The following is a 13,899-nucleotide window of genomic DNA, read 5'->3' on the forward strand; positions in this document are numbered from 1 at the left end:
TCTATTCATTGAGATGGTTAATACGAAATTGACCTTCAGAAGGAATTTCGACTAAATCACCATCATGTAATTTTTTGCCACGACGAGTTTCACGTTCACCATTTATTAATACTTCTTCATCTTGGAGGAACCATTTAGCCTGACCACCCGTTCCAATGACGCCTTCATTTTTTAGGAATTGTCCTAAAGTAATATCGTCTTTTACTGAGATATCTTGTACCACTATCTTCACTCCAATCTTAATTAGTCATCTCTATATTATACCTTTTTTTTACCAAAAAATCATGCTTTTACGCACAATTCATTTTAAGATAAATTAATCTTCAAAATATTTATATTCTAAGTGAAAAATTAAGTCCGGAACTTAAACATTATTTTCATAATAAAATCAAAAAAGTATAGCTAACGAACATAGTGAGATACTATGACGCCCTATCCTTACACTTCTCCACAAAAAAGCTGAGACAATGTTCTTTGTCTCAGCCCTTCTAAATATTTATATTGCTTTATCTTTCTTTGTAAAAATTAAAATCAAACTGATTAACAGGAATGCTGTTCCTGCTAAAAATGGAATTGTGATGAATCCAAATACATTGATATATTCTGATGAACATGGAACACCTTGTGTACATGGTTTGATTTCAGCAAATCCTGGTACTTTTTGCTCTAAGTAATGCCATGTGGATATCAATAGTCCAATGATTGATAACGGTAGTGCTATTTTTTTAACATTAAAATCATTTTGGAATGAGCCTATTCCGAGTATTAACACGAGTGGATACATACAGATTCTTTGATACCAGCACATTGTACAAGGAACAAATTGTCGTATCTCACTAAAGTATAAACTACCTAACATAGCTACTAAAGCTATTACCCAGGAAATAAATAGTGCATATTGTTGCTTCAAATATATCACCTATTTTTATTTATTTTTCTTTTCTATCGCTTGATCGATTGCTTTAGAAACTTTGTCGTAATCCATTGGATCTGATAATACTTTACCGTCTACCACAATTGTAGGTGTAACATCTACATCGTATTTATTTGTTAAATCTGAATCATTTTTCATTTGTTTATAAGACTCTGAATTTCTATCTTTCACTAATTTCATGATTTGATCTTTTTTAGATTTATCAATATCTAATCCGTCTACTGCTTTTTGGACTACTTTAAGATCTAACCATTCGTCATCTGTTTCTGCATTATGGTCATCTGGTTGAGCTTCAAATAATGCTCTGTGGAAATCCCAATATGCATCAGGTGCGATTTTATAAACAGCATGTGCTGATGCACCACCAACTTCAGATCCTTCACCGTGGAATGGTGCGTTCACAAATCTATATTCCACTTTGTCTTTATCGATATAATCTTTTTCAATTTGATCCATGTAATTCGTTTCAAATGCTTTACATGCTGGACATTTAAAATCTCCAAATTCAACTATTTGAACTTTAGCTTTGTCTTTTTTATGTGTTGGATTATCTTTTGTATCTTTTGATAAGTCTGTGGCTTTAACAGTTCTATCAAATAGACTATCTTCTTTGTTGTCACTTCCGCTTCCACCAAACACAACAAGCAATACGATACCTACGACAACAACAAGTATTGCTATCATTAAAAACATAATATTACTGTTACTATTTTTATTCGCCATATTAATCCCTCAATCTCTTTTGTTGATAATATAAATTTTATACTATCACTTAAAGAAATTCTATATCATTCACTAAAAATTCATTAAGGTTTTGTGACAAAATGGTGATTAATATTTTCGTAAAAATTATTTAGTAATATTTAATGCATTTTTTAAATTTTTGATAACGCCTTTTTCATAAGTGAGCACACTACCACGATATGTTTTCGCTGCAAACACCAGTAGAATGATACATGTAACAATTGAAATGACAATTCCTAAAAGTAAATGCCATTCAGGTGTTGATTCTGATGTAGTTCTTAATAACATGACCATTGGCGATAACATCGGAATGAAGCTTGTCACTTTTACAAGCATCGTATCCGGGTTTGAAATACTAAATATCGCAATATAGAATGCCGCTAATGAAATAAATGTAACTGGCATCATAGATTGAGCAAGATCTTCTATACGGCTCGTTAACGCACCTAGAATAGCCGCTAATGAAATATAGGATACAACACCCAAAATTAAGTAAACTGCGCCATAAATAATGATTCTCGTCGTCTCAGGGCCATATTCAACGCCAGCTGACTCAAATAATCCTTTCAAATCAAATGCGAATATACTAATTACAATTGCCAGTATGATAAAGAATATTTGTGTAAAGGCTACTGCGATGATTGCAAGAATTTTCGCGGACACATGAATCGACGGTTTCACACTTGTAACAATCATTTCAATCACACGTGTTGTTTTTTCAGTCGCAATTTCTGAACCAATCTGGTTAGCGTAATTGATTGTGATAAAGAATGATAAGAAAATGATGATGTAAACAACTGCTGAGTTTAATGCTTGAACTTTCGGGTCAATATCACTAGATTGTTTTTCATCATTCGTTTTAATTTCTTCTGTCTTCACATCACTCGGTGTATTTAACGTACTTAAATCTTTTTCTGACAGATTTAATTTTTGAGCTGTTAATGATGATTGCATTTGGCTAAGCGTTGATTGTAAAGTCATTTTCTCACTTTCACTGACGTTGCCTTTTTCATAAATTGTGCCATCTACTTTTTCACCGTTCACGTTTACTTGAATTAAACGTTTATACTTTTCGTCTTTAACACCTTTTTTACCTTTTTCGAGTGAAACTTTTTCTACTTTTTCAATATCGTCGTTTTGTTTATATTGCTTTTCTAATACTTTATAGATCATGTCGTTATCTGTTTGTATCGCGACAACTTTACTATCGTTATCAAAGAAATCAATAATTTTGTCGATGTTACTTAATGCAAAGATTAAAATCATAAAAATTGCAGTCATGATGATAAAAGATTTACTTTTCACTTTTTGCATATACGTTAAATTAAATGTCGGCCAGAATTTATTCATGCTTATCACCTACCTTAGCTATAAAGATATCGTTTAGAGATGGTTCAGCAACTTGGAATCGTTTGAGGTAACCTAACTTCGTCACATTTTGATAAATATTTTCTGCATATTTTTCATCAGAAATTGTGATTTTAACGCCTTTTTTAGTCGTTTTAAATGCTTCTACACCTTCAAAGTCTTTTAAGAATCCTAAATCGTAGTCGCCTTCGATAAATACATCTTTCTTACCAAAGTCGTCTTTAACTTGATCAAGAGAACCAGCAACGACTGCTTTACCTTTATTCATAATGCAAATATAGTCACAAAGTTCTTCTACATGTTCCATTCTATGCGAGCTAAATATAATCGTTGTGCCTTGTTCTTTTAAATCTTTAACAGCAGCTTTTAGCAATTCAACATTGACTGGATCAAGTCCACTGAATGGTTCATCAAGAATTAATAATTCGGGTTTATGAATGATTGCTGCAATCAGTTGTACTTTTTGTTGATTACCTTTCGATAATGCTTCGATCTTTTTTTCTTTATTTTCGAATGCATCAAATCGTTTTAACCAATAATCTAATGCTTCGGAAATATCTTTTCTTTTCATGCCTTTTAGTTCAGCTAAATATTGCACTTGCTCCCAAACTTTTAATTTTGGATGCAATCCTCTTTCTTCAGGTAAATAACCAATCGTATTCGTCATACTATAGTCAATTGGCTTATCGTTAAACGTCACAACACCTGTTGTCTTTGGTAATAAACCTAAAATCATACGAAATGTTGTTGTTTTACCTGCACCATTTCCACCTAAAAATCCATACATCGTACCTTTAGGAACTTCCAAATTAACATCATGTACTGCCGTAAAGTCATTGAATTTCTTGGAAACATCTTTAATTAGTAATGTCATAATGTTTACTCCTTTTCTTTGGATTCTAATTCTGAAATATCTATATTCTCATCTTCTTCAAAAATAAATAATTCATCAATAGATACTTCGAACACTTGAGAAAGCTTATGCGCTAATACTAACGTGGGATTGAATTTGTAACGCTCAATAGAATTGATGGTTTGTCTAGACACTTTAACCAATCGAGAGAGTTCACTTTGCGTCATGTTTTTCTGAGTACGATATTCATAAACTTTGTTTTTCAATTCATCACTTCCTGTCAAGTTAACTTTACATTATATAAATTTTTACACTATGTCAAGTAAACTTGACACAAAAAAAGCTGAGACCCAAATCGGGTCCCAGCCATGACATGTTTATTAATATGTTCTGATCGGTAAGATAAGTTGTACGACTGTTTCGTCGTCTTTAGGTTTAAGAATAAATGGTCTCATTGTACCAAAGAATTCTACTTGTACTTCATCGTTGTCGATAGCTTTTAATGCATCCATCATGTATTTAGAGTTGAATGAGATTTTTAATGACTCACCTTCAACATTGTCTGTAGATACATCTTCTTTAACTGTACCGATTTCTGGTGAAGTAGATGATAATTCAACTTTATCAACATCCGTAGATAATTTAATGACATTGTTACCACCTTCACGTGCTAATAATGATGCACGGTCTATTGCATGATAGAACTCACTGTTATCTAAGATGATTTTAGTTTCATAGTTCTCTGGGAATAATCTTGTTGTATCTGGATAGTTCCCTTCAAGTAATCTTGAAATAAAGTTAATGTGACCAACTTTAAATAATACTTGGTTACTTGCAAAGAAGATATTGATGTCTTCTTCAGAATCAGAAACGATTTTGTTTAATTCAGATAAAGCTTTACCTGGAATAATCACATTTTTATCATCGATTTCTTCGTCTTCTAATTTTAATTTTCTTAATGCAAGTCTGTGTGAATCTGTTGCAGTACAGATCAGTTCATTGTTTTGAATAAGCCAGTTAACACCTGTTAATACAGGACGTGTTTCTGACGTGGACACTGCAAAGTTCGTTTGTGCGATAATGTTCTTTAATACTTTGATTGGTAATTTAATCGCATCTTCTTCAGATACTTGTGGTAATAATGGATATTGATCTGGATCTAAACCACTTACGTTAAATTCAGAATGTCCTGATGTGATAAGTGTTTTAAATTGATCATTCGTTGATAAATTAACGGTTTTACCTGGTAATTTTTTAACGATATCTACAAAGAATCGTCCTGGAAGTACTACAGAACCTTTTTCTTCAATATCTACAATTTTTTCACCATCAATATTTTGATTTATTGTTATTTCTATCGATATTTCAGAGTCTGATCCTGTTAAGATGATGCCTTTATCTGTCGCATCTATCTTGATTCCTGTAAGTATCGGTAATGTAGTTCTTGGTGAAATTGCTTTTAATGTATCATTCAATTGATTAAGAAAGTAATCTCGTTGAATTGTAAATTTCATAACTTATAAAACTCCTTCCAGTCGTTATATATTTAATTATATATCTTTTAAAATCATAGTAATAGTCATAGGGGCTGTGGATTGGTGGATAACCCGCTTTAAATAGCGATATAAAAGTTATTCACATGTTGATAAAATGTGTATGACTGTGCACAACTTATCCACATTATCCACGGATTTGTTTTTCTAGTTGTTCTAAATCATTTTTGAGTTCTTGATTATTTTCTAAATCTTTTTTAATTTTATCATGTGCATGGATGACAGTTGTATGATCTCGTCCACCAAATTCTTCACCAATTTTAGGTAATGAAAAATCAGTAAGTTCTCTTGATAGATACATAGCGATTTGTCTAGGATATGCAATTGATTTTGTACGTTTCTTAGCAGCAAAGTCTTCGATTCTAACGTTATACATTTTACTAACCGCTTGTTGAATGTCTTGAATCGTGATTTTAGTTGATCTTGGTGATGAAATAATATCTTTAAGCGCTTCTGCTACTAAATCTGTGTTGATCGGTTTATTTCTAAGTTTGGAGTATGCTAATACTCTCGTTAAAGCACCTTCTAATTCACGTATATTAGATTGAATAGAATTAGCGATATAAGTTAAAGCTTCAACAGGTATATCTAAGTTTTCTTCTTCGATTTTCTTTTGTAAAATAGCCATTCTCGTCTCAAAGTCAGGAGGCGTAATATCTACTATTAATCCCCATTCGAAACGTGTTCTTAAACGATCTTCTAAAGTTGGAATTTCTTTAGGCGGACGGTCACTTGAGATGACAATTTGCTTTTTATTTTGATGTAAATCATTAAAAGTATGGAAGAATTCTTCTTGCGTTTGTTCTTTCTTTTGAATGAATTGAATGTCATCTATTAAGAGCACATCGATGTTTCGATACTTGTCTCTAAAGCTTTCCGTATCGTTCATACGTATAGACTTAATAAATTCATTTGTGAATTTTTCGCTTGATGTATATAGAACGTTAGCATTTGGATTTTGTTCAAGCACATAATGACCAATTGCATGCATTAAATGTGTCTTTCCTAAACCGACGCCTCCATATATGAAAAGCGGATTATAAGCATTGGCTGGTTCTTCAGCTACTGCAAGTGAAGCAGCATGCGGGAACTGGTTACCAGGTCCAATAACGAATGTATCAAAAGTGTTATTACTGTTCAGCTGACTATTTGTAACTTCTTCATATGCTTCAGTTTCTTTAGGTTTTTCTGGCTGTTCAGTGAAATCTTCACTTTGTAAATCTTCTTCTGATATAAATTTAACTTGAACTTTGTCTCCAATCACTTCATAGATAAAGTTTGTGACATGTTCATGATATTTATTGGTTAACCACTCAGCGACAAAAGGACTTTGTGCAACAACTATTGCGCGCTTACTATCAATTTGATGTAAGTAAGTCCCTTTGAACCATGTATTATAACCAGCAGAAGCGATTTGATCTTCAGCAATAGATAACACTTGCGCCCAAATTTCTTCTTTTGAATTCATAAAAGTCCTCTTTCTCATTTAAATTTATTGAGTTATACACATAAAATAAGATTGTTGATAAAGAAAATCACAGGCTGTGAATTATTATCCACAACTTACACACAAACGGTGGATAACTACACTTTATAATTCTCTTGTCCACAATCTTTACACGTAAATATTTATGAAATAATCACAGTAATATCAATGCTTTGTATAACTTATCCACACAATTATACTTTTAAACAAATCGAGTTGTCAAATACCTGTGAATATGTGCAGTTTGATGAGATTATATTGTGAATAAGAATAAATCTTAATCAATTTATCCACAAAAAGTTGGTTATGCATTGTGAATAAGTGGATAACTTAATAAATAGAAGTTGTAAATTTCTTCTTGATTTTTAAAATCTGATTTGTTATAGTTTAGTAGTTATTGAAATTGTGACAAATCACACGTATGGTATAAATAATTTTGAAACTAATCTTCTGATAAATATAAATGAATATCATACAAATGATAATCTAATGTAGAATTAGATGTTAAGAATAATTAATGGAGGTGTTCTTAAATGGTAAAACGTACGTATCAACCAAATAAACGTAAACATAGTAAAGTACACGGTTTCCGTGCACGTATGAGTTCTAAAAACGGCCGTAAAGTGTTAGCTCGCCGTCGTCGTAAAGGTAGAAAAGTATTATCAGCTTAAGATCACTGAAGAGCAGTGGTCTTTTTTTTGTTTTAATTGAAGGAATTGTTTTGTATAATAAACAATAATTAAGTGATGTATTGTGGAGTGGATGCTTGTGGAAAAGGCTTATCGAATAAAGAAAAATAATGATTTTCAAAGAATTTATAAAAAAGGTAAGTCAGTCGCTAATAGACAATTTGTTATTTACACAGCTGAAAATGATCTTGATCACTTTAGATTAGGTATAAGTGTTTCAAAGAAAATGGGTAATGCTGTGACAAGAAATAGAATTAAAAGGTCCATTAGAGAATGTTTTAAGAATCATAAAGAAAATATTATTCCTAAAGACATCATTGTTATCGCTCGAAACCAAGCTGTTGATTTAAAAGTCATCGAAACACAGAAGAGTTTAGAGCATGTATTGAAGATTGCTAAAGTTTTTAATAAACGTATTCCCTAAGTATTGATATATTACTAGGAGGTTGCAGCATGCTTAAATCGCGCTATGAAGGACAATCAGTAGAACAAGCACTACAACAAGGTTTAGAAGATTTGAATGTTCAAGAACAACAAGTAAGAATTGATGTTATTAATGAAGGTAAAAAAGGTATTTTTGGATTTATGAAACAAGATGCACAAATTGAATTAACTGTAATCGATCCAGAACTTAAGCAGTTTGAATCAATTGAAGCATTAAAAAATCGTCACGCGTCGGTCGAAGAGGATAATAGCCCAATAACAGATGAAGTGACACAACAAGAAGACACAATAATAGAAGAAAAAGATATTCAGTCAGAAACAGGTATACGTGAAGATCGCAATCAGAAAAAAGATTCATTAAATGAAGTGGCACAAAACACTTTAGATTATGTACTTAATATCATAGGAGAAATGGATATTGATGTAGATGGTTCATATGAAATTAAGTCTAATACAATTTATATTAATATGACTTCCAACAATGCTGCTTATATAATAGGTAAGCGTGGTCAAATTTTAAACGCCTTACAAATAGTAGGTCAAAATTATATGCATCAATTTGTTAAAGGTTATTATACGCTTATATTAGATATCGAATCGTATAGAGAAAAGCGTAAAGAAACGTTAGAGAAGTTGGCGGTTAATATGGCTAAGAAAGCAACTCAGACAAAGAGACCGGTTAAATTAGAACCTATGCCAAACTTTGAACGTAAAATTATGCATCAAGCAGTCAGTAAAATTGAAAATATCGAAACATACTCTGAAGGAAGAGAACCTCATCGATATTTAGTCATTAAGAATAAATAAAAATAGTCGGAGTGAGTCATCTCGCTCCGCATTTTTTCGAACAATATATTCGAAAAATATTACAAAACCATTTACAATCAATAGAATAGTTATTAATGGTGGAGGAGAATATCATGGATTTAGATACAATTACAAGTATCTCAACGCCTATGGGTGAAGGTGCAATAGCAATCGTACGATTAAGTGGTCCGGATGCCTTAAATATTGCTAATCGTATATATAAAGGTAAAAAACAAATTACTGAAGTAGCATCACATACAATTAATTATGGTCATATTATTGATCCTGAGACTGATGAAGTCGTAGAAGAAGTTATGGTAGCTGTCATGAAAGCACCTAAGACTTTTACGAGAGAAGACATCGTTGAAATAAATTGTCATGGTGGTTTAGTAACGGTTAATCGCGTACTTGAGTTAACGTTATCTAACGGTGCTAGAATGGCAGAACCAGGTGAGTTTACGAAACGAGCATTCTTACACGGACGTATTGACTTGTCTCAAGCAGAAGCGGTTATGGATTTCATCCGTTCTAAGACGGAACGCGCATCGAAGGTAGCCTTAGGTCAGATGGAAGGACGTCTAAGCAGTCTTATTAAAGGCTTAAGACAGTCTATATTAGAAATACTCGCTCAAGTAGAAGTGAATATTGATTATCCTGAATACGATGACGTAGAAGAAGCGACGACTAAATTCTTATTAAAAGAATCAAGGCATATTGAAAATGAAATTGATCAGTTATTAAGAACTGGCCAGCAAGGTAAAATTATGCGAGAAGGTCTATCAACGGTCATTGTTGGGAAACCGAATGTAGGTAAGAGTTCCATGCTTAACAACTTGATTCAAGATAATAAAGCGATTGTTACTGAAGTAGCTGGTACAACAAGAGATGTATTAGAAGAATACGTCAATGTTCGTGGTGTACCATTAAGGTTAGTGGATACTGCAGGAATTCGTGAAACAGAAGACATCGTAGAAAAAATAGGTGTAGAAAGATCGAGAAAAGCTTTATCAGAAGCAGATTTAATTTTATTTGTTCTTAATTATAATGAAGCATTAACGGAAAATGACTATCAGCTATTTGATGTCATTAAAGATGAAGATGTGATTGTAATTATTAACAAAATGGACTTAGAACAAAAGTTAGATATTGATGAATTAAAAGCAATGATAGGTGACCATCCTTTAGTTCAAACTTCTATGGTTGAACAACAAGGTATCGAAGAACTTGAACAGAAGATTTCAGAGTTATTCTTTGGTGGACAAGTACAAGCACAAGATATGACATATGTCTCAAATTCAAGACATATTGCATTATTAAAAGACGCTAAGACATCTATAAATGATGCAATACAATCTGCTGAAGACGGTGTACCTATAGATATCGTACAAATAGATTTAATCAAAACTTGGGAATTGCTCGGTGAAGTAATTGGTGAAGAAGCAAGTGATTCACTAATTGACCAACTGTTTAGTCAATTCTGTCTCGGAAAATAAAAAGGAGGAAAAATTTTGACACAAAAATATGACGTTATTGTTGTCGGCGCTGGACATGCAGGTGTAGAAGCTGGTTTAGCTTCTGCAAGACGTGGTGCAAAAACATTAATGCTTACAATTAACCTTGATAGTGTAGCATTTATGCCATGTAATCCATCAGTTGGTGGTCCAGCTAAAGGAATTGTTGTAAGAGAAATCGATGCACTTGGTGGTCAAATGGCTAAGACAATCGATAAGACACACATTCAAATGCGTATGTTAAACACTGGTAAAGGTCCAGCTGTAAGAGCGTTACGTGCACAAGCAGATAAAGTATTGTATCAAGAAGAAATGAAACGTGTGATTGAAGATGAACCAAATCTTGATATTATGCAAGGTATGGTTGAACGTTTAATTATAGAAGATAATAAAGTTAAAGGTGTAGAAATGGTTATCGGCTCAACTTATGAAGCGGATGCTGTTGTATTAACGACAGGTACATTTTTACGTGGTGAAATTATTTTAGGTAACTTGAAATATTCAAGTGGTCCAAACCACCAAATGCCATCTATTAAATTAGCTGAACACTTGAAAGAATTAGGCTTTGATATCGTGAGATTCAAGACTGGTACACCTCCACGTGTGAATGGTAATACAATAGATTACAGCAAAACAGAAATTCAACCAGGTGATGAAGTAGGGCGTGCATTCAGTTATGAAACGACAGAATACATTTTAGATCAATTACCTTGTTGGTTAACATATACAAATGAACAAACGCATAAAGTAATCGATGACAACTTACATTTATCTGCTATGTACTCAGGTATGATTAAAGGTACAGGTCCAAGATATTGTCCTTCAATTGAAGACAAATTTGTAAGATTCAATGATAAACCAAGACACCAATTGTTCTTAGAGCCAGAAGGACGTAAGACACAAGAAGTATATGTACAAGGTCTATCAACAAGTTTACCTGAACATGTTCAACGTAAAATGTTAGAAACAATTCCAGGTCTTGAAAAAGCAGACATGATGCGTGCAGGTTACGCAATTGAATATGATGCAATTGTACCAACACAATTATGGCCAACACTTGAAACGAAAGTCGTTAAAAACTTATTTACTGCTGGTCAAATCAATGGTACTTCAGGATATGAAGAAGCGGCTGGACAAGGTTTAATGGCAGGTATCAACGCTGCTGGTAAAGTATTAGGTAAAGAAAACGTTATTTTACGTCGTTCAGATGCTTATATTGGTGTGTTAATTGATGATTTAGTTACAAAAGGTACGAACGAACCATATCGTTTATTAACTTCTAGAGCGGAACATCGTCTATTATTAAGACATGATAATGCAGACTTAAGACTGACAGATATCGGTTATGAAATTGGTATGATTTCTGAAGAACGTTACGCTAAATTTAATCAAAAACGTGAAGCAATTTCAGCTGAACAAGAAAGATTAAGAGGTATTCGTATAAAACCGAATGCACATACACAAAGTGTTATCGAAAGTCGCGGTGGAACAGCGCTTAAAGATGGTATATTAGCTTTAGATTTATTACGTAGACCAGAAATGGATTACGCAGCTATTATGGAAATCTTACAAGAAACTTCACCAGTAGATGAAGATGTACAAGAACAAGTAGAAATTCAAACGAAATACGAAGGTTATATCCAAAAATCATTAGCACAAGTTGAAAAAATGAAACGTATGGAAGATAAAAAAATTCCTGAAAATATCGATTATGATGCAATCAATAGTTTAGCGACTGAAGCTCGTCAAAAACTTAAAGAAGTTAAACCACTTGATATTGCACAAGCTTCTCGTATTTCAGGTGTAAACCCTGCAGATATTTCAATTTTACTTGTGTACATTGAACAAGGTAAAATTCAGAAGGTGAACTAACATGAATGAACAAACTTTTATTGATACGTTAAAAGAATCTGGTATAACATTAACAGATAAACAAATTAAGCAATTCGAAACATACTTTGAGATGTTAGTAGAGTGGAACGAAAAAATTAACTTAACAGCAGTTACTGAAAAAGAAGAAGTGTACTTGAAACACTTCTTTGATTCAGTGACACCAAGCTTTTATATAGATTTTAATGAAATTGAAACGATCTGTGATGTAGGGGCAGGCGCTGGATTTCCGAGCATCCCTTTAAAAATCGTATATCCACACTTGCAAATTACAATAGTAGATTCATTAAATAAAAGAATTAAATTTTTAAATGAATTAGCTGCATCATTAGACTTAGATCAAGTAAACTTTGTACATGATAGAGCAGAAACATTCGGTAAATCACAACAGTATCGTGAAAGCTTTGATCTTGTAACTGCAAGAGCAGTAGCACGATTATCTGTATTAAGTGAATTATGTCTACCTTTAGTGGAAAAGGGCGGTCAATTTGTCGCATTAAAAGGCTCACAAGGTAATGAAGAGTTAGAAGATGCACAATTTGCAATTTCTGTATTAGGTGGAGAAGTAAAAACAGTACATGAATTTACGCTACCTCTTGAAGAAAGTATGAGACAGATCATTACGATAGATAAATTAAGACAAACACCTAAGAAGTATCCAAGAAAGCCAGGAACACCAAACAAAGAACCTTTAACAAAATAATTCCTGGGAAATATGTATGAACGAAAGTAGGTATATTGAGATGAAAAAGCCTTTTTCTAAATTATTTGGACTTAAAGACAAAGAATTAGAACACATAGAAGAAGCACGAGCTGAAGGTAATGTGGCAGTCGTATCAACAGAAAGAATAGTGCCAAACCGTTATCAACCGAGAAAAGTATTCGATGAATCTAAAATTAAAGAACTCGCACAATCTATAAAAGAACATGGATTATTACAACCTATTGTTGTTCGTCCAATTGAAGAAGGTATGTATGAAATCATAGCAGGTGAGCGAAGATTTCGTGCAATGAAATATAACGATTTACCAGAAACTGAAGTTATTATTAAACCATTAAATGACAAAGAAACAGCAGCCGTTGCGCTGATTGAAAATATACAAAGAGAAAATTTATCAGCTATAGAAGAAGCGGAAGCCTATAAGAAATTGTTGGATTTAGAAGACATTACACAACATGACTTAGCGGTTAGTATGGGTAAGAGCCAATCATTTATAGCCAATAAATTAAGACTGTTAAAATTATCAGAGCCTATAATTATTTCATTACAAAAAGGTGAAATAACAGAAAGACATGCAAGAGCATTGTTAGGTTTAGATGATGAAGGGCAGCAAGAAGTCTTAACATCCATACAATCTCAGAACTTAAATGTTAAACAAACAGAAGATCGCGTTAAGAAAATACGCGGCTCTGAAAAAGTAAAAGCAAAACAATTTCAATTCGAACAAGACATCACAGAAGCACTTGATACACTCGGGCAAAGCATTAAAAATGTTGAAAAAGAGGGTATTAAAATCAAGCGAATTGATGAAGAACATAAAGACTTCTATGAAATTACAATTAAAGTTTATAAGAAGAAATAATATATAGAGTTTGGGATAATATACTATATCCCAAACT

General features: G+C 32.7%; 15 protein-coding genes. 7 read left to right on the forward strand and 8 right to left on the reverse strand.

The window, feature by feature from the left end:
• Position 1: 1 nt before the first annotated feature.
• From yaaA to dnaA, 8 genes are all read right to left on the reverse strand, one after another.
• The gene (gene yaaA / locus LQ686_RS03755) at positions 2-232 is read right to left on the reverse strand and encodes a S4 domain-containing protein YaaA (RefSeq protein WP_269749922.1); all 231 of its coding nucleotides are present in this window, start codon (positions 230-232) and stop codon (positions 2-4) included.
• Between the two features lie 264 nt (positions 233-496).
• Positions 497-910, reverse strand: a complete 414-nt coding sequence (locus LQ686_RS03760) for a disulfide oxidoreductase (RefSeq protein ID WP_025906234.1) — start codon at positions 908-910, stop codon at positions 497-499.
• 15 nt (positions 911-925) lie between these two features.
• Entirely contained in the window at positions 926-1,657 is a 732-nt protein-coding gene (locus LQ686_RS03765; protein WP_025906233.1) for a DsbA family protein, read from the reverse strand.
• A 126-nt stretch (positions 1,658-1,783) separates the two neighbouring features.
• Positions 1,784-3,028 carry an ABC transporter permease gene (locus tag LQ686_RS03770; protein ID WP_107572670.1) on the reverse strand — a complete coding sequence of 415 codons (1,245 nt, stop codon included), beginning with the start codon at positions 3,026-3,028 and terminating at the stop codon, positions 1,784-1,786.
• Complete coding sequence (locus LQ686_RS03775; RefSeq protein WP_103360489.1) at positions 3,021-3,920, reverse strand: ABC transporter ATP-binding protein; 900 nt, start codon at positions 3,918-3,920, stop codon at positions 3,021-3,023. Before LQ686_RS03775 ends, LQ686_RS03770 begins: the two co-directional genes overlap by 8 nt.
• A 5-nt stretch (positions 3,921-3,925) precedes the next feature.
• Complete coding sequence (locus tag LQ686_RS03780) at positions 3,926-4,165, reverse strand: helix-turn-helix transcriptional regulator (protein ID WP_025906228.1); 240 nt, start codon at positions 4,163-4,165, stop codon at positions 3,926-3,928.
• Positions 4,166-4,279: 114 nt separating this feature from the next.
• Entirely contained in the window at positions 4,280-5,413 is a 1,134-nt protein-coding gene (dnaN, locus tag LQ686_RS03785; RefSeq protein ID WP_025906227.1) for a DNA polymerase III subunit beta, read from the reverse strand.
• 166 nt (positions 5,414-5,579) lie between these two features.
• Positions 5,580-6,920 (reverse strand): chromosomal replication initiator protein DnaA, encoded by a 1,341-nt coding sequence (gene dnaA, locus LQ686_RS03790; protein WP_107572669.1) that lies wholly within the window; start codon positions 6,918-6,920, stop codon positions 5,580-5,582.
• A 551-nt stretch (positions 6,921-7,471) separates the two neighbouring features.
• On the opposite strand from dnaA, the gene rpmH reads away from it, so the two are divergent.
• The 7 genes from rpmH (at position 7,472) to noc (ending at position 13,862) form a co-directional block, all read left to right on the forward strand.
• The gene (gene rpmH / locus LQ686_RS03795; protein WP_016999186.1) at positions 7,472-7,609 is read left to right on the forward strand and encodes a 50S ribosomal protein L34; all 138 of its coding nucleotides are present in this window, start codon (positions 7,472-7,474) and stop codon (positions 7,607-7,609) included.
• Between the two features lie 91 nt (positions 7,610-7,700).
• Positions 7,701-8,051 (forward strand): ribonuclease P protein component, encoded by a 351-nt coding sequence (gene rnpA / locus LQ686_RS03800; RefSeq protein ID WP_232152577.1) that lies wholly within the window; start codon positions 7,701-7,703, stop codon positions 8,049-8,051.
• A 29-nt stretch (positions 8,052-8,080) separates the two neighbouring features.
• A complete protein-coding gene (gene jag, locus LQ686_RS03805; RefSeq protein WP_107572668.1) occupies positions 8,081-8,878 on the forward strand; it encodes an RNA-binding cell elongation regulator Jag/EloR in 798 nt (265 codons plus the stop codon).
• A gap of 113 nt (positions 8,879-8,991) precedes the next feature.
• Complete coding sequence (gene mnmE / locus LQ686_RS03810; protein ID WP_025906217.1) at positions 8,992-10,371, forward strand: tRNA uridine-5-carboxymethylaminomethyl(34) synthesis GTPase MnmE; 1,380 nt, start codon at positions 8,992-8,994, stop codon at positions 10,369-10,371.
• Between the two features lie 15 nt (positions 10,372-10,386).
• Positions 10,387-12,261, forward strand: coding sequence for a tRNA uridine-5-carboxymethylaminomethyl(34) synthesis enzyme MnmG (mnmG, locus tag LQ686_RS03815; protein ID WP_107572667.1), 1,875 nt, complete (start codon positions 10,387-10,389; stop codon positions 12,259-12,261).
• Between the two features lies 1 nt (position 12,262).
• Positions 12,263-12,982 carry a 16S rRNA (guanine(527)-N(7))-methyltransferase RsmG gene (rsmG, locus tag LQ686_RS03820; RefSeq protein WP_107572666.1) on the forward strand — a complete coding sequence of 240 codons (720 nt, stop codon included), beginning with the start codon at positions 12,263-12,265 and terminating at the stop codon, positions 12,980-12,982.
• A gap of 40 nt (positions 12,983-13,022) precedes the next feature.
• On the forward strand, positions 13,023-13,862 hold the full coding sequence (gene noc / locus LQ686_RS03825) for a nucleoid occlusion protein (protein WP_025906213.1): 840 nt from the start codon (positions 13,023-13,025) through the stop codon (positions 13,860-13,862).
• Positions 13,863-13,899 lie beyond the last annotated feature (37 nt).

The organism is Mammaliicoccus sp. J-M41 (genome assembly GCF_022385935.1).
Classification (GTDB): domain Bacteria; phylum Bacillota; class Bacilli; order Staphylococcales; family Staphylococcaceae; genus Mammaliicoccus; species Mammaliicoccus sciuri_A.

Bases quoted from the DNA above. Each gene is read 5' to 3' on its own strand.
- rpmH (WP_016999186.1), top strand. From the start codon at position 7,472: ATGGTAAAACGTACGTATCAACCAAATAAACGTAAACATAGTAAAGTA.
- rnpA (WP_232152577.1), top strand. From the start codon at position 7,701: ATGCTTGTGGAAAAGGCTTATCGAATAAAGAAAAATAATGATTTTCAA.
- mnmE (WP_025906217.1), top strand. From the start codon at position 8,992: ATGGATTTAGATACAATTACAAGTATCTCAACGCCTATGGGTGAAGGT.
- LQ686_RS03770 (WP_107572670.1), bottom strand. From the start codon at position 3,028: ATGAATAAATTCTGGCCGACATTTAATTTAACGTATATGCAAAAAGTG.
- dnaN (WP_025906227.1), bottom strand. From the start codon at position 5,413: ATGAAATTTACAATTCAACGAGATTACTTTCTTAATCAATTGAATGAT.
- jag (WP_107572668.1), top strand. From the start codon at position 8,081: ATGCTTAAATCGCGCTATGAAGGACAATCAGTAGAACAAGCACTACAA.
- dnaA (WP_107572669.1), bottom strand. From the start codon at position 6,920: ATGAATTCAAAAGAAGAAATTTGGGCGCAAGTGTTATCTATTGCTGAA.
- LQ686_RS03775 (WP_103360489.1), bottom strand. From the start codon at position 3,920: ATGACATTACTAATTAAAGATGTTTCCAAGAAATTCAATGACTTTACG.
- noc (WP_025906213.1), top strand. From the start codon at position 13,023: ATGAAAAAGCCTTTTTCTAAATTATTTGGACTTAAAGACAAAGAATTA.
- rsmG (WP_107572666.1), top strand. From the start codon at position 12,263: ATGAATGAACAAACTTTTATTGATACGTTAAAAGAATCTGGTATAACA.
- LQ686_RS03765 (WP_025906233.1), bottom strand. From the start codon at position 1,657: ATGGCGAATAAAAATAGTAACAGTAATATTATGTTTTTAATGATAGCA.